General features: G+C 64.5%; 14 protein-coding genes and 1 pseudogene. 7 read left to right on the plus strand and 8 right to left on the minus strand.

The window, feature by feature from the left end; genetic code table 11:
- The first annotated feature begins 71 nt into the window (after window positions 1-71).
- Window positions 72-1,181: an alpha/beta hydrolase family protein gene (locus tag SE91_RS12835; RefSeq protein ID WP_061847850.1), complete on the plus strand. Its 1,110-nt coding sequence runs from the start codon at window positions 72-74 to the stop codon at window positions 1,179-1,181.
- A 23-nt stretch (window positions 1,182-1,204) separates the two neighbouring features.
- Here the strand turns inward: SE91_RS12835 and SE91_RS12840 are convergent, their stop codons facing one another.
- Window positions 1,205-1,711: a MarR family winged helix-turn-helix transcriptional regulator gene (locus tag SE91_RS12840; RefSeq protein ID WP_008548086.1), complete on the minus strand. Its 507-nt coding sequence runs from the start codon at window positions 1,709-1,711 to the stop codon at window positions 1,205-1,207.
- Between the two features lie 405 nt (window positions 1,712-2,116).
- Between SE91_RS12840 and SE91_RS12845 the strand changes: the two genes are divergently transcribed.
- Entirely contained in the window at window positions 2,117-3,673 is a 1,557-nt protein-coding gene (locus tag SE91_RS12845) for a porin (RefSeq protein WP_060736241.1), read from the plus strand.
- Window positions 3,674-3,944: 271 nt separating this feature from the next.
- On the opposite strand, the gene SE91_RS12850 is transcribed toward SE91_RS12845, so the two are convergent.
- From SE91_RS12850 to SE91_RS12860, 3 genes are all read right to left on the minus strand, one after another.
- Window positions 3,945-4,472 carry a GcrA family cell cycle regulator gene (locus tag SE91_RS12850; RefSeq protein ID WP_061847851.1) on the minus strand — a complete coding sequence of 176 codons (528 nt, stop codon included), beginning with the start codon at window positions 4,470-4,472 and terminating at the stop codon, window positions 3,945-3,947.
- Window positions 4,473-4,547: 75 nt separating this feature from the next.
- Window positions 4,548-4,745 (minus strand): hypothetical protein, encoded by a 198-nt coding sequence (locus SE91_RS12855; RefSeq protein WP_007603456.1) that lies wholly within the window; start codon window positions 4,743-4,745, stop codon window positions 4,548-4,550.
- A gap of 201 nt (window positions 4,746-4,946) precedes the next feature.
- Window positions 4,947-5,888: an acetamidase/formamidase family protein gene (locus SE91_RS12860; RefSeq protein WP_060736239.1), complete on the minus strand. Its 942-nt coding sequence runs from the start codon at window positions 5,886-5,888 to the stop codon at window positions 4,947-4,949.
- A gap of 168 nt (window positions 5,889-6,056) precedes the next feature.
- Here SE91_RS12860 and SE91_RS12865 point away from each other — a divergent pair, with 168 nt between their 5' ends.
- From SE91_RS12865 to SE91_RS12875, 3 genes are read left to right on the plus strand one after another with little or no spacing between them, the layout of a single operon-like run.
- Window positions 6,057-6,824 (plus strand): YdcF family protein, encoded by a 768-nt coding sequence (locus tag SE91_RS12865; protein ID WP_060737762.1) that lies wholly within the window; start codon window positions 6,057-6,059, stop codon window positions 6,822-6,824.
- A gap of 55 nt (window positions 6,825-6,879) precedes the next feature.
- Window positions 6,880-7,662, plus strand: coding sequence for a DUF169 domain-containing protein (locus SE91_RS12870; RefSeq protein ID WP_008548035.1), 783 nt, complete (start codon window positions 6,880-6,882; stop codon window positions 7,660-7,662).
- Between the two features lie 9 nt (window positions 7,663-7,671).
- Complete coding sequence (locus tag SE91_RS12875; protein WP_061847852.1) at window positions 7,672-8,850, plus strand: saccharopine dehydrogenase family protein; 1,179 nt, start codon at window positions 7,672-7,674, stop codon at window positions 8,848-8,850.
- Between the two features lie 111 nt (window positions 8,851-8,961).
- Here the strand turns inward: SE91_RS12875 and SE91_RS12880 are convergent, their stop codons facing one another.
- A complete protein-coding gene (locus tag SE91_RS12880) occupies window positions 8,962-10,158 on the minus strand; it encodes an FAD-dependent monooxygenase (protein ID WP_061847853.1) in 1,197 nt (398 codons plus the stop codon).
- A 147-nt stretch (window positions 10,159-10,305) separates the two neighbouring features.
- Here SE91_RS12880 and SE91_RS12885 point away from each other — a divergent pair, with 147 nt between their 5' ends.
- Window positions 10,306-10,776 carry a MarR family transcriptional regulator gene (locus SE91_RS12885; RefSeq protein WP_060737761.1) on the plus strand — a complete coding sequence of 157 codons (471 nt, stop codon included), beginning with the start codon at window positions 10,306-10,308 and terminating at the stop codon, window positions 10,774-10,776.
- Here the strand turns inward: SE91_RS12885 and SE91_RS12890 are convergent.
- From SE91_RS12890 to SE91_RS12900, 3 genes are all read right to left on the minus strand, one after another.
- Window positions 10,751-12,001 carry an O-antigen ligase family protein gene (locus SE91_RS12890; protein ID WP_061847854.1) on the minus strand — a complete coding sequence of 417 codons (1,251 nt, stop codon included), beginning with the start codon at window positions 11,999-12,001 and terminating at the stop codon, window positions 10,751-10,753. The two genes, SE91_RS12885 and SE91_RS12890, sit on opposite strands and share 26 nt — an antisense overlap.
- A 153-nt stretch (window positions 12,002-12,154) precedes the next feature.
- Window positions 12,155-13,705, minus strand: coding sequence for an undecaprenyl-phosphate glucose phosphotransferase (locus SE91_RS12895; protein ID WP_061847855.1), 1,551 nt, complete (start codon window positions 13,703-13,705; stop codon window positions 12,155-12,157).
- A 118-nt stretch (window positions 13,706-13,823) separates the two neighbouring features.
- Window positions 13,824-14,957 carry a glycosyltransferase family 4 protein gene (locus SE91_RS12900; protein WP_008547955.1) on the minus strand — a complete coding sequence of 378 codons (1,134 nt, stop codon included), beginning with the start codon at window positions 14,955-14,957 and terminating at the stop codon, window positions 13,824-13,826.
- 200 nt (window positions 14,958-15,157) lie between these two features.
- Between SE91_RS12900 and SE91_RS12905 the strand changes: the two are divergent.
- Window positions 15,158-16,702: pseudogene (locus tag SE91_RS12905) on the plus strand (GumC family protein); the annotation flags it as partial.

A 16,702-nucleotide genomic window follows, 5' to 3' on the forward strand; every position in this document is an offset into this window, starting at 1 on the left:
ACGCCAGCTTGGTTGATGAACCCAAATGGTCTAGTCAAGCAGGGGTAACGCGACGATAGAGCGTAGCTTCGATGATACCCGCATGCCTCTCCGACGACTGGACCCTTTGCCCGGAGCGAGAGGACATCTCCGCTGAATTCACGCGGCTCCTCACCGCGGCGCAGGAGGGCGGCGCCACCATCGCCGAATGCCTGATGATCGCGCGGCAGTTGAAGCGGGGCGACGACCAATCCTGGCATCGCGAGTGGAAGAAGCTGGCGCAGGCCAATCGCCATCGCGCCGAGGCCGCCTTTGCCGAGGGCCACATGGCAACGGCCCAGCGCAACTGGCTGCGCGCGATGAACTATTATGGTGCCGCGGCGATGCCGCTCGATCCGTCCGACGAGCGCCGCTGGGTCGCTGTGCTCGCGATGCAGGAATGCGCCCGCCGCTATCTCTCCGCACGCAGCCCGGCCGGCGATGTCGTGACCATCCCCTGGCTCGACGGACACGCGCTGCAGGGCTACTTCCTGCCGGCGGCGCGGCGCGGGAGGGCCCCGACCGTGATCTGCATCGGCGAGCCCGGCCATCGCAAGGAGGAATTCCTGTTCAAGCTCGCGCCGCATGCGCGCGAGCGCGGCTTCTCCTTGCTGGCGCTCGACTTGTTCGGCGACCAGCGCGACGACCATCTCGACGTACTGTTGCGGCGGCGGGATCTCGAGAGTGCGATCCCATGCGTTATGGACTATCTGGAGATGCGCAGCGACGTCGATTTCGACCGCGTCGCGATCGTCGCGGACGGCTGGGGCTCGTCCTTCGTGGCACGCGCGGTGCTGCAGGAGCCGCGGCTCGCCGCCGCCGTCTGCGACGGCGGACTGTGGGACCTGCACGAGCGGGCCTTCTTCGCCAGCCGGTTCGCCATGAGCGACGTCAGTATCGTGCCGGTGCCGCAGGCCCCGCTGATGGCGTCCAGCGCCGACTGCCCGGTGCTGATCACGCTCGGCGAGGACGGCTGGCTCAAGGCCGACCGCGCGCGTCAGCTGGTCAAGAACTCCAGGCTCGGAAGCTCGGACGTGATGCTGAAGGTGTTCACCGCAGCGGAGACCGGCGCGGCACAGGCGCATGCGGACAATCCGAGCCTTGCCAACGAATACATCTTCGACTGGCTGGAGTCGCGGCTCGGCGCCGCCGGGCGGATCTAGGCGCTCTGCCTTCCGCTCTCGCGTCAGAAGTCGAGCGTAAGCCGGACGCAGGCCTTTTCCAGGCGGGTCTTCAACGTGGCGAGCTTGGTGGTGAATTCCGTCAGCTCGTGCTCGTCGAACTCCTGGAAGACGAACTCCTTGATGGTCTTGTACTGGTCGTTGAGGCTGGCGAGGTGCTTCTGCGTCTTCTCGGTCAGGGACAGCCGGACCACCCTTGCGTCGGTCGGCGAGGGGCGGCGGCGCAGCAGGCCCTTCTTCTCGAGCAGCTTGGACTGCGTGGTCACGAACGACGGATCGACGTGCAGCAGCTTGGAGACGACGTTGACCGGAATGCCGTCGTCCTTGTCGAGGTCGGAGATGGCCATCAGGATCAGCCATTGCGGGCCGCTGATGCCGAGCGTCCTCGCCCAGAACTGACGCAGCTCCTCCAGATACATGTTGATCGACGAGATCTCCCAGGTGAATCGCCTGATGACATCCAGATTGCCGATCGAGCGCAGGCGCGCACCCTCTTTCCTCGTTGCGGACACAGCGTCACTCCCGTGAACTGATTTTTCGGGCCGAACTTCGTAGAAGGCCATAGTCCACGCAAGCCTGCTCTGACGCAAGTGCAGAGCTGCGTTATTTTGTCACTAAAATTACAAAGATGATCAGCTCAGCAGTCGGCTCGCCTTCGGTGTTGCGCGCGAGGCACAGGTTTATCGAAACCACAAAGCTGAGTTGATAAACTATTTTGATTAACGGAATGGCGCAGGCATATTGGTCCGTGACGGTGGGGGGTACTCGATCGTCCCGTTGCAGGTGGTTCGCTCTCGTCCCTCGCGTTCAAGCGGGTGTGTCCGGAAGCGCACAGCGGCCGAGCGGATTTGAAGAGACGGGGATCTGGGGGGCCTCACGGTCCGGTCTCCGAAAAATGAGCAACTTGGAGGTTTTAAATGAAAGTGGTGAAGAGCCTTTTGCTCGGCACTGCGGCGGGTCTGATCGCCGTGGGTGGAGCCCAGGCGGCCGATCTTCCGGTGAAGGCCAAGGCGGTCGAATACGTCAAGATCTGCTCGCTCTACGGTGCGGGCTTCTACTACATCCCGGGCAGCGACACCTGCATCAAGCTGGGCGGCTATCTGCGTGCCGAAGTGGCGCTCAACGCCGGCGGCAATTACAGCGCCCAGTACAACGGAGTCTTTGCGGCGAACAACCGCCTGACCAACTATTACTCGATGCGCGCTCGTGAAGATCTCAACATCGACACGCGCACCGCGACCGAGTACGGCGTGGTCCGCACCTATTTCGATGCGGTCTTCACCTGGACGACCGGCAACTATGTCGGCACCGGCTCGGGCACGGGCGGTACCCAGTACAGCGGTACCCTCGGCCTCAACGCCGCCGGCACCGGGCTCGTCGGCTCCAGCGGCGGCGCGGTCAACGGCACCGACGGCTCCATCTCCGGCGGCTCGCTCGGCGTCTACTACGCCTTCATCCAGTTCGCCGGCTTCACCATCGGTAAATCGGTCTCGCAGTTCGACGCACCCTGGATCAACTATCCCGGCAACAACTTCGACCAGCTGGTCGGCGGCAGCGGCACCACCAATGGCGTCGCGCAGTTCACCTACACCGCCGATTTCGGGCAGGGCATCACGGCCGCGTTCTCGGCCCAGGATCAGACCCAGGTCTTCCAGACCAACATCTGGAACACTGCGGGCATGACCACCACCGGCGTCCTTGGCGGTGCCTACGGTTCGAACGATCTCGCCGGCAGCCGCTCGCCCGATCTGGTCGCGATGGTCCGCGTCGACCAGGCCTGGGGCCTGTTCCAGGCGTCGGTGGCTGCGCACGAGAACCATGTCGGCTATTACGGCGCAACCGAAACGACCGGTCATCCGGAAGACAAATGGGGCTGGGCCGTCCAGCTCGCGTTGGGCATCAAGAATATCCCGACCGGCGCAGGCGACGTGATCAACATCTCGGGCGTCTACACCGAGGGCGCGAGCCGCTACAACTTCCAGGAGCTTGCCGCGACCAGCTACTCGATGTTCGGCAGCTCGAACGCGGCCTATCAGAGCATCGGCTTCGCCGGCGTGTCCGACGCGGTGTTCGGTCCGGGCGGCCAGCTCGAGCTGACCAAGACCTACGGCTTCCGCGGCGCCTTCACCCACAACTGGAGCCCGTATTGGAACACCGCGCTCTACGGCGCGTGGGCCGCGGTCAACTACAGCGGCACGGCGAAGGGCCTGATCTGCGGCAGCGCCGCGTTCGCGACCCTGACGGGCACCTGCAACCCGGACTTCAACATCGGCCAGGTCGGTGTCATCACCCGCTGGACGCCGGTGAAGAACCTGACCTTCTCGGCCGACTTCACCTACAGCCATCTCGACCAGAAGTATTCGGGCACGATCACGCCCGGCGCGCAGACCGCCGTCGCCAAGCCGGCGGCGACTTATGAGCTGAAGGACCAGGACACCTACAGCCTGCTGCTGCGCGCCCAGCGCAACTGGTAAGCTCGGTCTCTCCCGGACATGACGCAGGCCCCGGCGGTACACCGCCGGGGCTTTTTCATGATGAGAGCCCTTCGGAGATGCAGCATCGGGCCCGCAAGCAACGAAGACGAGCCATGCGATTCGATCGCTCTCAAACTTATTTACTTACCTGAGTTACTAAGCTATATAGCTCTCAGCCAAATACGAAAGTTGCGGCTCTTAGCTTCACGCTAAGCCTCCAGAAACCTCCGGTGATGCCCCGCCGGAGGTTTTTCGTTTCTGCTGTGGTGCTTCAGCCGCGCATGGCGCGAACGCGCGAGTTTGGCCTATAGGCGAGGCGGCTGTGGCCGACGCAATAGGACTGGCCATCGGGCGCGTTATTGCCGCAGAAGCAGAAATCGTCCTCGCCCGGCGATGAGATCGGCCAACGGCAGCGGTTCTCGGAGAGCTCCAGCAGCGAGCAGCGGTTGGTCTCGTCGATCGACCCCGTCACCACCGGCGCGTCGCTCTCGCCGTAGATCGTCGCGAGCATCTCGTATTGCAGGCGCGGGACGGCCCTCCGCGCGCGCCCCGGCGCCAGGCCCCGGTCGTGAGTCTTGCGGTCGTCGACCGTCCGGCCTCGCGTCAGGTTCAAGCGGGACAGCTTGCCGATGACCGCATTGCGGCTGACGCCGATATCAGCGGCGATCTCGCGGCAGGAGAGGCCAGCCTCGAAATGTTGCCTCAGGAGCGCAATGCGTTCGTCAGTCCAAGTTGGTGAAGAAGTCTGTGCAGAAGCTTGTGCAGAAGTCTGTGAATAAGTCGGGGAAAGAGCAGGCATGTGTAGCGGTCCCAGGGTTGCAGATGTCGGCCATCCGCGTTTCCGAGATCCGTCCGCCTTACCTCCGGCGTGCGCTCACGTTCTGCCGTTGTCGCGGATCGACAAGAGCCCGTCCTTGATGGCGAGACGGATTCCTTCCTCGATCAGGGTACGCGCGACGCCGGGAACGCTGGTGCCGTGGGTGCCCTGTCTCACCAGTTTCTCCAGATAGGTGATGGTCGAGAGCGCCAAGGTTACGGGAATACGGTCAGTCTCGGCTTTTTCGGTGGCCATGGCCCGAACGCTAGCCTCATACTCGGGTACATAAAAGTAACGATTAAGACTCTATTTAGGTTCAGGGGTGGAAGTCAAATACGAACTGATTTGCTCGCTCAGGTCATTGGAATCGCACGAGAAATCGGCACGGCGAAGCGCGCCGCGCGGGATAGCCGGCGGCGGTCTCTCGTCGACAGGTCAGGGAACGGCTTGGCCGGATCAGCCGTGCACGATCGCCTTTTCGATCATGCAATGGATGCCTTTGGCGCCGTTGACGGTCTGGGTCACCCTGAGATCGGCGGCCAGGCTGCACAACGTGTAGGCGTCCTCGCGCGACAGGTTTCGCCGCTCGCCGATAAGCGTGATCATGTCGCGCAGCGCGCGGACCACGCATTGATCGAGGTCGGGATCCATCGCCATGGTCATGTAGTGCGTCGCCGTCTCGGCGCGGGGATAGTCGAACTTGAGGTCCTTGTGCAGCGTCAGGCGGAAGCGGCCCCGAAGCGCAGTCTCGATCGCAGTGACGCAGACTTCGCCGTCGCCCTGCACGCCGTGGCCGTCGCCGCAGGAGAACAGCGCGCCTGGAACGAACACCGGCAGATACAGCGTCGCACCCGCGCCTAGCTCCTTGTTGTCGAGATTGCCGCCCATCGCGCGCGGGATCAGCGAGGAGATGCGGCCCCAGCTCGGGGGCGGCGACACGCCCATCACGCCGAAGAACGGCTTGAGGGGCAGGTCGAGGCCCCAAGGCATGCGGCCGACCATGCGCTTCTGATCAAGCGGGATGTTCAGGATACGCGTCTCGTGGAAATCGTCGGGCAGGGTGCCGGACAGCGGCTTGATCATGTTCCAGCCCCAATCCTGCCGGAGCTGAACGTCGAGGATCTCGACCGCGAGCACGTCGCCCGGCTCGGCGCCGTCGACCGCAATCGGACCGGTCAGGATGTGGCCGGGCAGCATGCGCTCGCTCCTGGCGTGAACCTCGTACATCTCCGGCGGAATGTGAAACTTGTCACGGTCGGGCAGCATGTCCGGACCGCCGCTGATGGTGTCGATGGTCACCTCGTCGCCGCTCGCGACGGTCAGGACGGGCTTGAGCGCGGCTTCGAAGAAGCCCCAATGACAGGTTTCGGGGCTGGAATGCAGGTGATGATGGGTCATTTGCCGCGTCCGGTTGGTTTGACCGGTCCCGGGCTTGACCCGGCGCTCGATCCTCTTCCAAGAAGATTTCCGAACAAGGCCGGGCCGGTCAAGCCCGCGCATGGCCGGCACGATTATTCCAGCGAGGCTCCCCTGTTTTTCGCTCTTTCCAAGACCATCGGAGTCGCGCTGCTGCCGATCAATCTGCTGGTCGAGCTTGGAATCCTGTCCGTCGTGCTGATGGCGACGCGCTTTGCCGCCTTCGGCCGCAAGCTTGCGGTGATCACGCTGGTCGTGCTGGCGCTCGCCGCGTTCTCGCCGCTCGGCAGTCTGTTGCTCTATCCGCTGGAATCGCGCTTTGCGCCTTGGGATCCCTCGCGCGGTGCGCCCGACGGCATCATCGTGCTCGGCGGCTCCGTCGACACCGACCTGTCGGCGGCGCATGGCACGCCTGTCGTCGCGCACGCCGCGGATCGTCTGTTCGCGCCGGCCGAGCTTGCCCGCCGCTATCCAAATGCACGTATCGTCTTCACCGGTGGCAATTCGAACCTGGTCTCCACGGAGGCGAGGGAAGCCGATTATTCCGCGCCGGTGCTGGAGAATATCGGCATCCCCAAGGAGCGCCTGATCCTCGAGCGCAACTCGCGCAACACCTGGGAGAATGCGATCTTCACCAAGCAACTCGTGTCGCCCAAGCCGGGCGAGCGCTGGCTCCTCGTCACCTCGGCCTTTCACATGCCGCGCTCGATGGGAATTTTCCGCAAGGCCGGCTTTGACGTCGAAGCCTATCCCGTGGATTGGCGCATGGGCGGCCGGGACGATCTCTTCTCCTTCACCAATTCGGGGGCAGACGGCCTTCGTCGAACCGACATCGCGGTGCGCGAGTGGATCGGTCTCGTGGCATACCGCCTGATGGGCAGGACCGACGAGTTGCTTCCTGGACCGGGCAAGGACTAAAACGAAGGCTGAAAAGCAAGAATGCGGCGCGCGATCGCCGGCCGGGAGGAACGCCATGCAGGAGACAAGCGCAGACAGGATTGATCTTGCCGGCCTCGTCGCCGATCTCAACAATCTGTTGCGGCTGAAGACCACAGTGATCGGCATGAAGCTGTTCGCGCGTGCCGCGGAGATGGAGGCGATCCCGAAAATCCGGCGGCCGAATGCGATCCACACCACCGACCAGATCGTCAGCATGGCCGCGCGTCTGGGATGGACCGTCGGCATCACGGCCGATGATCTCGTAGGCGCGCAGTGCCGCGCGGTGATCGGGCTTGCGCCGCAGGACGACAAATGGCTCGCCGGCGAAAACTATGTCGGCGTGTGGCACGGCACGGCGGAAGACGCACGCAAGCGCCAGGAGGCGCTGGACGTGGTGCCGTTCGGGCAGTATCAGGCGCTCGCCGTCAGTCCGCTCGCAAGCGGCCGGCTCGATCCGCCCGACATCTGCCTCGTCTACGCAACGCCCGGGCAGATGATCATCCTGATCAACGGGCTGCAATATACCGGCTACAAGAAGTTCGAATGGGGCGTCGTCGGCGAGACCGCTTGCGCGGATTCCTGGGGGCGTGCGCTCAGGAGCGGCGAGCCCAGCCTGTCCTTGCCATGCTATGCCGAACGGCGCTATGGCGGCGTGCCGGACGAGGAGATGCTGATGGCCCTGAAGCCGTCGCATCTCGCCAAGGCGATCGAGGGCATGAAGGCGCTGGCCAAGAACGGCCTGCGTTATCCGATCCCGCCCTATGGTATTCAAAGCGACGTCCGTGCCGGCATGGGCGTGAGCTACGCGAAGAAGTAAAGGCCGATCATGAGCTCTGCGAAATTCGACATCGTCGTCTATGGCGCGACCGGTTTCACCGGTCAGCTCGTCGCCGAATATCTGGCGGCGCATTACAAGGGCGACACGACGCTGAAATGGGCGATGGCGGGCCGCAGCCTCGACAAGCTGAAATCGGTGCGTGACGCCATCGGCGCGCCCGCGGAGACGCCGCTGATCGTGGCCGACGCGTCGGATGCGGCGTCGCTGAAGGCGATGGTGGCGCAGACCAGATCGGTGATCACGACGGTCGGTCCGTATCAATTCTACGGCGAGGATCTGCTCGCGGGCTGCGTGGCCAGCGGCACCGACTATTTCGATCTCTGCGGCGAGCCGGTCTGGATGCGGCAGATGATCGACAAATACGAGCCGGCGGCCAAGGCGAGCGGCGCACGCATCGTGTTTTCGTGCGGCTATGATTCCGTGCCGTTCGAGCTCGGCACCTTCTTCGTGCAGGAAGAGGCGAGGCGCGTGTTCGGCGCGCCGGCGCCGCGCGTGAAGGGCCGCGTGCGCGACATGCGCGGTACGCTTTCGGGTGGCACCGCCGCGAGCGCGAAAGCGACCTTCGATGGGGTCGCCAAGGACCTTAGCCTCGTCGCCATTCTCAACGACCATTTCGCGCTGACACCCGGCTTCACCGGCCCGAAGCAGCCGAAGGGCAACAGGGCGGCTTACGAGGAAGACCTGCAATCCTGGGCCGCGCCGTTCATGATGGCGCTGATCAACACCCGCAACGTCCATCGCTCCAACATGCTGATGGGCTTTCCCTACGGCCGCGAATTCGTCTACGACGAGATGGTTCTGACCGGCCCCGGCGAGAAGGGCGAGGCCAACGCCAAACGCGTGATGGCCGCCAATGCCGAGAAGACCGGCCCGAACGCGCCGAAGCCAGGCGAGGGACCCTCGAAGGAAGAGCGCGAGAACGGCCTGTTCAATCTGCTCTATGTCGCGATCGCGCCCGACGGTCGCCAGGTCCGCGCTGGCGTCACCGGCGACCGCGATCCCGGCTACGGCTCGACCTCGAAGATGATCTCGGAATGCGCGATCTGCCTGCTGCGCGATGCCGCCGACGTTCCAGCCGGTTTCTGGACCCCGGGTGCAGCGATGCAGCACAAGCTGATCAAGCGGCTGCAGGACAATGCGGGACTGACGTTCAGGGTGGAGAGCTAGGTCGACTCTCGTAGGGTGGGCAAAGGCGCAACGCGCCGTGCCCACCATTATCCCGGTTGGAGAGAGATGGTGGGCACGCTGTGCTTTGCCCACCCTACGGCATTCGTGCCGTTAAGCCACTCGCGCGTTGTACGCGTACATGAAATCCATGCCTCTGGCGCCGAGCGGCAGCAGCCATTTCATCATCTGATTGCGAACCCATGCGCCGGTGGCGCTGAACTCGCGCTTGCTGTTGCCGTTGCGGCGGGCCATGGCGATGATCTTCTCGGTGCGCGGGCGGCGCTCGGCCTCGAAGGCCTGGAAGGTGGCGCCGAGCTCTTGCCCGTCCTGCATCAGGCGCGCGAGACGCATCGCATCTTCGAGCGCGAGCGAAGCGCCCTGGCCGGCATGAGGGCTGGTCGCGTGCGCGGCATCGCCGATCAGGAGCGAGCGCTTGCGCGACCAGGTCGGCAGGGTCGCGACATCGAGCGTATCGGTGACGACGATGTTCTCGGCCGCTTCGATGACGGCGGCAATCGGATCGTGCCAGCCGCGGTGGAAGTCGCGCAGATGCTGCTTCAGCGTGGCGTAATCGAGCGCGCGAAACTTCGCGGCATCCATGCCGTGCGCGGGCTGCGTGCTCCACCACATTACGCCGTCGTTGGGATCGGGGCTGCAATGGCCGTAGCCGAAGAAGCCGCTCTGTCCGAACGTGGTCTCGACGTGCCGGCCGATCGGCCTGCCGTCGAGCACGGCGTGCGGCACGAAGCCGCCGAAGCCGATCAGGCCGGTGTCGAACGGTTGCGGGCCATCCGGGATCACCTGGCGGCGCACGACAGAGTGGACGCCGTCGGCGCCGATCAGGAAGTCGCCTTCGGCCGTGGTGCCGTCGGCGAAATAGGCGATGATCGGCTGGTCGCCGCGGTCCTCGACCTTGATCAGGCGCTTCTCGAAATAGAGCGAGACGCAGGCGCACCAGGCCTTGTCGATCAGGATCTCGTTCAGCGCGGCGCGCGAGATGTTGACGGCCGGCTGGCCGAAGCGCCGCGCCATGTCGCGGTTGATCGAGCCCAGCTTCTTGCCGCCTTGCGAATAGAAGTCGAAGGCGTCCGCGACCGAGCCGCGGCTGACCAGCTCCTGCGCAAGGCCGATCTCATCCATCACGTGCATGCCGTTCGGCGCGATCTGAAGGCCGCCACCAATGCCCTCGGAACAGGGCCAGGCCTCATAGATCGAAGATTCGATGCCGGCGCGGCGCAGCAGGATCGCGGCGACGGGCCCGGCGATGCCGGCGCCGATGATCAGGGCCTTTCGCGGGCGGATGGACATGGCTTGCTCCAGACGTTTCCGTGGTGCTAGGAGAAATTACGGTCGCTAAATATCTTAGTGACTAAGATATACATCGGATAAGAGAAGAGGTCGGCCTTGTCAAGGACGAAGGTGCGTGCGGCGCTGTTGCAAGAGCTCGAGGAGGCCATGCGCAGGTCGTCCGCGCAGGGTGTGCTCTACGGCCAGACCGTTGCGAACGTTGCCGGAATTGCCAATTCCGATCTCGAATGCATGGACATCCTCTATCTCGAGGGACGCGTCACCGCTGGAAGGCTCGCCGAGGTCACGGGCCTCACGACGGGGGCCATCACCGGCGTCGTTGATCGGCTGGAAAAGGCCGGGCTGGTACGCCGCGAGCGCGACGAGAAGGACCGTCGCAAGGTCTTCATCGCCGTCGTGCCCGATGCGATGGCAAAGCTCACCCAGTTCTACGTGCCCATGCAGCAAGCCATGGAGAAGGTTTGCAGCGGCTATTCGGACGAGGAGTTGCGCCTGCTGCTGCGTTTCGCCAACGAGGGCTACAAGGGCGTGCTGGCGGCGACCGAGGCGCTCAAGCGTCTGCTCGATACGCCGCCGGAGAAACGCCCCGATCTCAAGCTGAAGAAGCGTCCTCGCTAGTCCGGTGAATCTGCGCGGCCGCGATCATGCCCCACATCGCGCCGAGCATCATCCAGAAGTGCCGCCAGTGGTCGGTGTCGATCACGAAGCTCTCGCCGACGGTGCCGAGGAAGGCCGAGAACACGGCGAGGTAAGCTCGTTGCCAGGGCACGGGGATGAAGATGTGCCTGAAGCCCATGATGACGGTGGTGAAGACCAGCGCGGGATAGCACACGCCCGAGAGCCAGCCGCCGGACATGAAGGCGTTGAGGTAGGAGTTGTGGGTGTCCTCGGGGAAGAAGCGGTGGAATTGCAGCGGGCCGATGCCGAACGGCAGGTCGAGCGCCATCTCCGCACCGAGGATGTGCCGGCCGAACCGGCCGAAGCGGCCCTCGTCGTAGCTCTGGTCGAAGCTCGCACGCTGCTTGAACATCTCGGCGGTGGCATCGAATGACAGCAGCACCGCGATCAGCGCGAGGCCCAGCACCGCCGCGACGATTGCCATGATGATGATGCGCAAACGCTGCGTGTTGGTGCGGCTGGTCAGCACCATCAGCGCCAGCATGAAGGCGGAGGTCAGCACCAGCCCGCCCCAGGCGGCGCGGGAGAAGGCGAGAAGGATCGCCAGCGCCATGATGCCGAAGGCGACCACATTGCGGAACGCCTTGCCGAACTTGTCCGAGACCACGCTCTGAAGCGCGAACAGCGCCGGCAGGATCAGGAAGGCGCCGAGCACGTTGGGGTCCTTGAACGTGCCGCGCGCGCGGCCGTAGAGGGTCAGGAGGTCGCTTCCGCCGGGGACGAGATGGAAGTAGCCGGCGATCGCCAGAAGAGAAGCGATCATCGCGCCGACCAGGAGGCCTCGCCGCAGCATGTCGAGCCGGGCTGTCGTGTCCTCCGAGATGACCATCGCGAAGAACACCACTGCCACCGCCATGTACCAGGAGGTCGCGATCCAGCTCACGACCTCGGACTTATCGAACAGCGGAATCGCGCTGATCGTGTAGCCGACATTGAGCAGGACCAGCAGCAGCACCAGCGGCATCAGCACGAGCTTCAGCCGCAGGCCGGTGGCGAAGAAGACGACGGTGGCAAGCAGCGTCGCGATCTCGTAGGGGCTCGGCTCGATGAACACGATCGCGCCGGAGGCGCCGACCAGCCACACCATCGCGCGCTGCAACGCCAGCACGCCGGGCGCAGCCGGTGCGGCTACGTTCACTCCACCGGCTGTCGCCGCATACGTCATCGCACGCTCACGCTAGTCTTACGCCACAAACACAGCTGTCATCGCCCGGCTTGACCGGTCGATCCAGTACTCTGCGGCGCGCATTGGTGAAACGGCCGGCGCTGCGGCGTACTGGATGCCCCGCCTGCGCGGGGCATGACGGAGAAACTCAACTCAATACGCGTTCTCGTTTTTGGTCAGCAGCGAGATCGGCGTCTTCAGGAGAATGTAGAGGTCGAACAGCACCGACCAGTTCTCGATGTAATAGAGGTCGAACTCGACGCGCTTCTGGATCTTCTCTTCATTGTCGATCTCGCCGCGCCAGCCGTTGATCTGGGCCCAGCCGGTGATGCCGGGCTTGACGCGGTGGCGGGCGAAATAGCCGTCGACGGCCTCGTCGAACAGGCGGCTCTGGAGCTTGCCCTGCACCGCATGCGGACGCGGGCCGACCAGCGAGAGATTGCCTGAGAAGACCACGTTGAAGAGCTGCGGCAGCTCGTCCAGACTGGTCTTGCGGATGAAGCGGCCGACGCGGGTGACGCGCGGATCGTTCTTGGTCACGACCTTGGCGGCGGTCGGATCGGCCTGATGGTGGTACATCGAGCGGAACTTGTAGACGTCGATGCGTTCGTTGTTGAAGCCGAAGCGCTTCTGGCGGAATAGCACCGGACCCGGGCTGTCGAGCTTCACTGCCAGCGCCACCAGCCCCATCACCGGCAGCGCGGCGAGCAGCGCGAGGCTGCCGACGACGCGGTCGAACAGCCATTTCATCACCAGATCCCAATCGGTAATCGGTGCCTCGAACACGTCCAGCGTCGGCACCTCGCCGAGATAGGAATAGGAGCGGGGGCGGAAGCGCAGCTTGTTGGTATGCGCGGAGAGGCGAATGTCGACCGGCAGCACCCAGAGCTTCTTCAGCATCTCCAGGATGCGTGTCTCCGCCGAGATCGGCAGCGCGAACAGCACGAGATCGACGCGGGTGCGGCGGGCGAACTCGACGATGTCATCGACCTTGCCGAGCTTGCGTGCGCCGGCGCAGGTGTCGAGCGCGCGGCTGTCGTTGCGGTCGTCGAACACGCCGAGCACGTGGATGTCGGAATCCTCCTGCGCCTTCAGCGCCTCGACCAGCTGCTCGCCGTTGCTGTCGGAACCGACGATGATGGTGCGGCGGTCGAGCCGGCCTGCGCGCGCCCAGCCGCGCACCAACGAGCGCAGGACGAGACGCTCGGCCATCAACGCGCCGAGTCCGAGGAAATAGAACGCGGCAAGCCAGAAACGCGACACTTCGCTGCCGAACTTGGCAAAGAACGAAATGCCAATGAACAACAGGAAGACGAACGACCAGGACGAGATCATCCGCGTCATCTGCCGCAGCTGCCCGCGGAACATCTGCACCTGGTAGACGTCGGCGGCCTGGAAGCAGACCACGGCGGCGATCGCGACGGCGACGACCTCGGCGGGATAGACCCAGCTGAAGGCGCCTGCGAGCGGCATGACATAGCCGAGATAAACCGCAATGCCGACGAGGCTGAGCAGCACGAAATCAGCGAGGCGCACCAAGCCGGCGATTACGATCGGCGAATAGGCGCGGGCCACCTTCTGATTGACGACTTCGAGCGCTGCAGGCGATAGCCGGCGGCGGCGCTCGACAAAGGGTTGGTCGGCGGGCTTCGCCGAGCCGCTGGTCGCGGCATCGAGCATCGAGCGTGCGTTGAGCGGTTCCACGGGCGTCCACGTCCATTCCAAAGCCCGCGGCACGGCCTGACGCGCCCCGGGCAAGCATCCCCTGGCACGTCGATTATCGAACAAATCGGAAGATTCTCTAAAGCGGCCTTAAGGATGGTTAATGATTGGCAAATGCGTCGCGGTAGCCGGCGATCACGCCGTCGACCATGGCGGATTGCGAGAAATGCGCGGAGATGCGCTCGCGCAAGGAGACGGCGCGTTGCGCTGTAGCCTCGGGATTGTCGAGTGCAGCCGCGATCGCCTCCGCCATGGCCTCGGGGTTGCTGGGTGCGAACAAAGCGGGGCTGTCGGAGCCGAAGATCTCGGGGATGCCGCCGATGCGGGACGCGATCATGGGAATGCCGGCGGCGCCCGCCTCGATCACGACATAGGGCATGGAATCGCCGCGCGAGGGAACGACCAGCAGCCGCCCCTGGGAGAAGCCGTAGCGCGCCTTGACGTGGCCGATGAAGCGGATCGCGCCGGACAGGCCGAGTCGCTCGACTTGCGCCTTCAGCGCCGCCGTTTCCTCGCCGTCGCCGCCGAGCGTCAACGTAACCTTCTTGCCGCCTTCGTGCAGGCGCGCCACGGCGTCGACCAGGAGATCCGCGCCCTTGATGTGCCTGAACTCGCCGACATAAGCGAGATCGGTGGCATCGTCGGCGAGCACGACCGGCTCGAACTCTTCCGGCGTGACGCCGTTGAAGACGCAATGCACGACGCCCTTGGGCGTGCCGACGATGCGTTGATAGGTGTCGCGGGCAAACGCGCTTTCGAACAGGAACAGGTCGGTCGCATCCATCAGCGTGCGCTCGAGCCGCGCGTAAAATTCGCCCTTGAAGGTGTTGAGGGGATAATGCAGCGAGCCGCCATGCGGGGTGTAGATGCGGATGGTGTCGTCAGAGCGCCGCCGCATGCGGATGAAGGCACCCGCCTTGGCGCCGTGGCCGTGCATGACGTCGGGCTTGAGTGCGGCGATCAGCCGCCGCATGCGGAGCCACACCATGACGTCGTCGGGCGAGGGTTCGCGGCGGATCGCGAGGCGGTGCACGCCGAGCTTCAGCCGCGGTGCGAGCTCGGCCAGCGCCTTGTCGGCGCGCTCGCCGCCGGTGAGGCTGTCGGCGAGGATGCCGACGTGATGGCCGCGATCGACCTGGCCATTGGCAACGTCGAGGATGTGGCGAAAGATTCCGCCGACGGGTGCGCGCACGGCGTGCAGGATTCGGAGCGGCCGGTCGGGAGAGGGGGGCATGATCAAAACCAGCGCTCGACGGCGAACACGAACAATCTTGCGAATAATCGAGACGGATTAAGGGGCCTCGTGGTTAACAAACGGTGACGAGCGCGTGCGCGCGGATGGCGGAACGGCGCGATTAACCCAGCGGCAACCTTAATGGAGTGTAATCGCCGCGGTTGAGGTAGAGTCGCAGCGTTGCCCTGCGGGAGTGTTCGATGCGTTTAGCGTTCTGGCGTGCCAGCAAGGACAAGGCTGTGATCGAGCGGGCCGTCTCGAAATCCAGAGCCGAAGCTGCGCCCAAGATCGACAGCAAGATCGAAGCCAAGATCGAAGCGAAGCCCGTCGTCACGAAGCAGGCGCAAATCGAATCCGGCGACATCGACCTGCATGCGCTTGGCGCGGCATTGGCGCGCAAGCGCAGCTGGATCATCGTGCCGACGGTGCTGGTGCTCGTCACCTCGATTGCCATCGTGAACCTCGTCACGCCACGCTACAAATCCGAAGCCCGTATCCTGATCGACGGCCGCGAGAACGTCTTCCTGCGCCCGAACAGCGACCGCACCGAGGAGCGCCAGGCGCTCGACGCCGAGGCCGTCACCAGCCAGGTGCAACTCGTGCTGTCGCGCGATCTCGCGCGCGAGATCATCAAGAAGAACAAGCTTGCCGAAACGCCCGAATTCGATCCCGTGCTGCAGGGCATCTCGCCCCTGAAATCGCTCGCGGCGATGATCGGCATCGGCCGCGATCCGTTCTCGATGACGCCGGAAGAGCGGGTGCTGGACGCCTATTACGAGCGCCTACAGGCCTACGCCGTCGACAAGTCGCGCGTGATCGTGGTCGACTTCCAGTCCGCCGATCCCGAGCTTGCCGCGCGTGTCGCCAACTCGATCGCCGAGGGTTACCTCGTGCTCCAGCAGAGCGCGCGCCAGGAGCAAGCCAAGAACGCCAGCCAGTGGCTGGCCGGCGAGATCGAGGACCTCCGCAAGAAGGTCTCCGACGCCGAGGCGCGGGTCGAGGACTTCCGCTCCAAGTCCAGCCTGTTCGTCGGCACCAACAACACCACGCTGTCGAACCAGCAGATGGGCGAGATCAACACCCAGCTCAACAATGCGCGTTCGATCAAGGCCGACGCGGAATCCAAGGCGAAGCTGATCCGCGAAATGCTCCAGAGCGGCAAGCCGATCGAGGCGTCGGAAGTCGTGAACTCCGAGTTGATGCGGCGGCTGTCGGAGCAGCGCGTCACGCTGCGCGCCCAGCTTGCCGAGCAATCCTCCACGCTGCTCGGCAATCACCCGCGCATCAAGGAACTGAAGGCGCAGCTCGGCGATCTCGACAATCAGATCCGCGACGAAGCCGCCAAGATTTCGCGCACGCTCGAAAGCGACGCGCGCATCGCCAGCAGCCGGGTCGACGGTCTGACGACGAGCCTCGATCAGCTCAAGAAGCAGGCGGCCTCGACCAACGGGCAGGACGTGCAGCTCCGCGCGCTCGAGCGCGAGGCCAAGGCGCAGCGCGACCTGCTGGAGACTTATCTTGCCAAGTACCGCGAGGCCAATACCCGCGAGACCATCGACACCGCGCCGACCGACGGTCGCATCATCTCGCGCGCCATCGTCTCCAACACGCCGGCCTATCCGAAGAAACTTCCGATCGTGCTGATCGCGACCATCGCGACGCTGTTGCTGTCGTCCGGCGTCGTCGTTACCGGCGAGCTGTTGCGCCAGACTGCGCCGCGCGCGATGGGGGCGTCCTGCCGTCGC

The sequence above is a fragment of the Bradyrhizobium sp. DOA1 genome, assembly GCF_001593325.1.
In the GTDB taxonomy this organism is placed as follows: domain Bacteria; phylum Pseudomonadota; class Alphaproteobacteria; order Rhizobiales; family Xanthobacteraceae; genus Bradyrhizobium.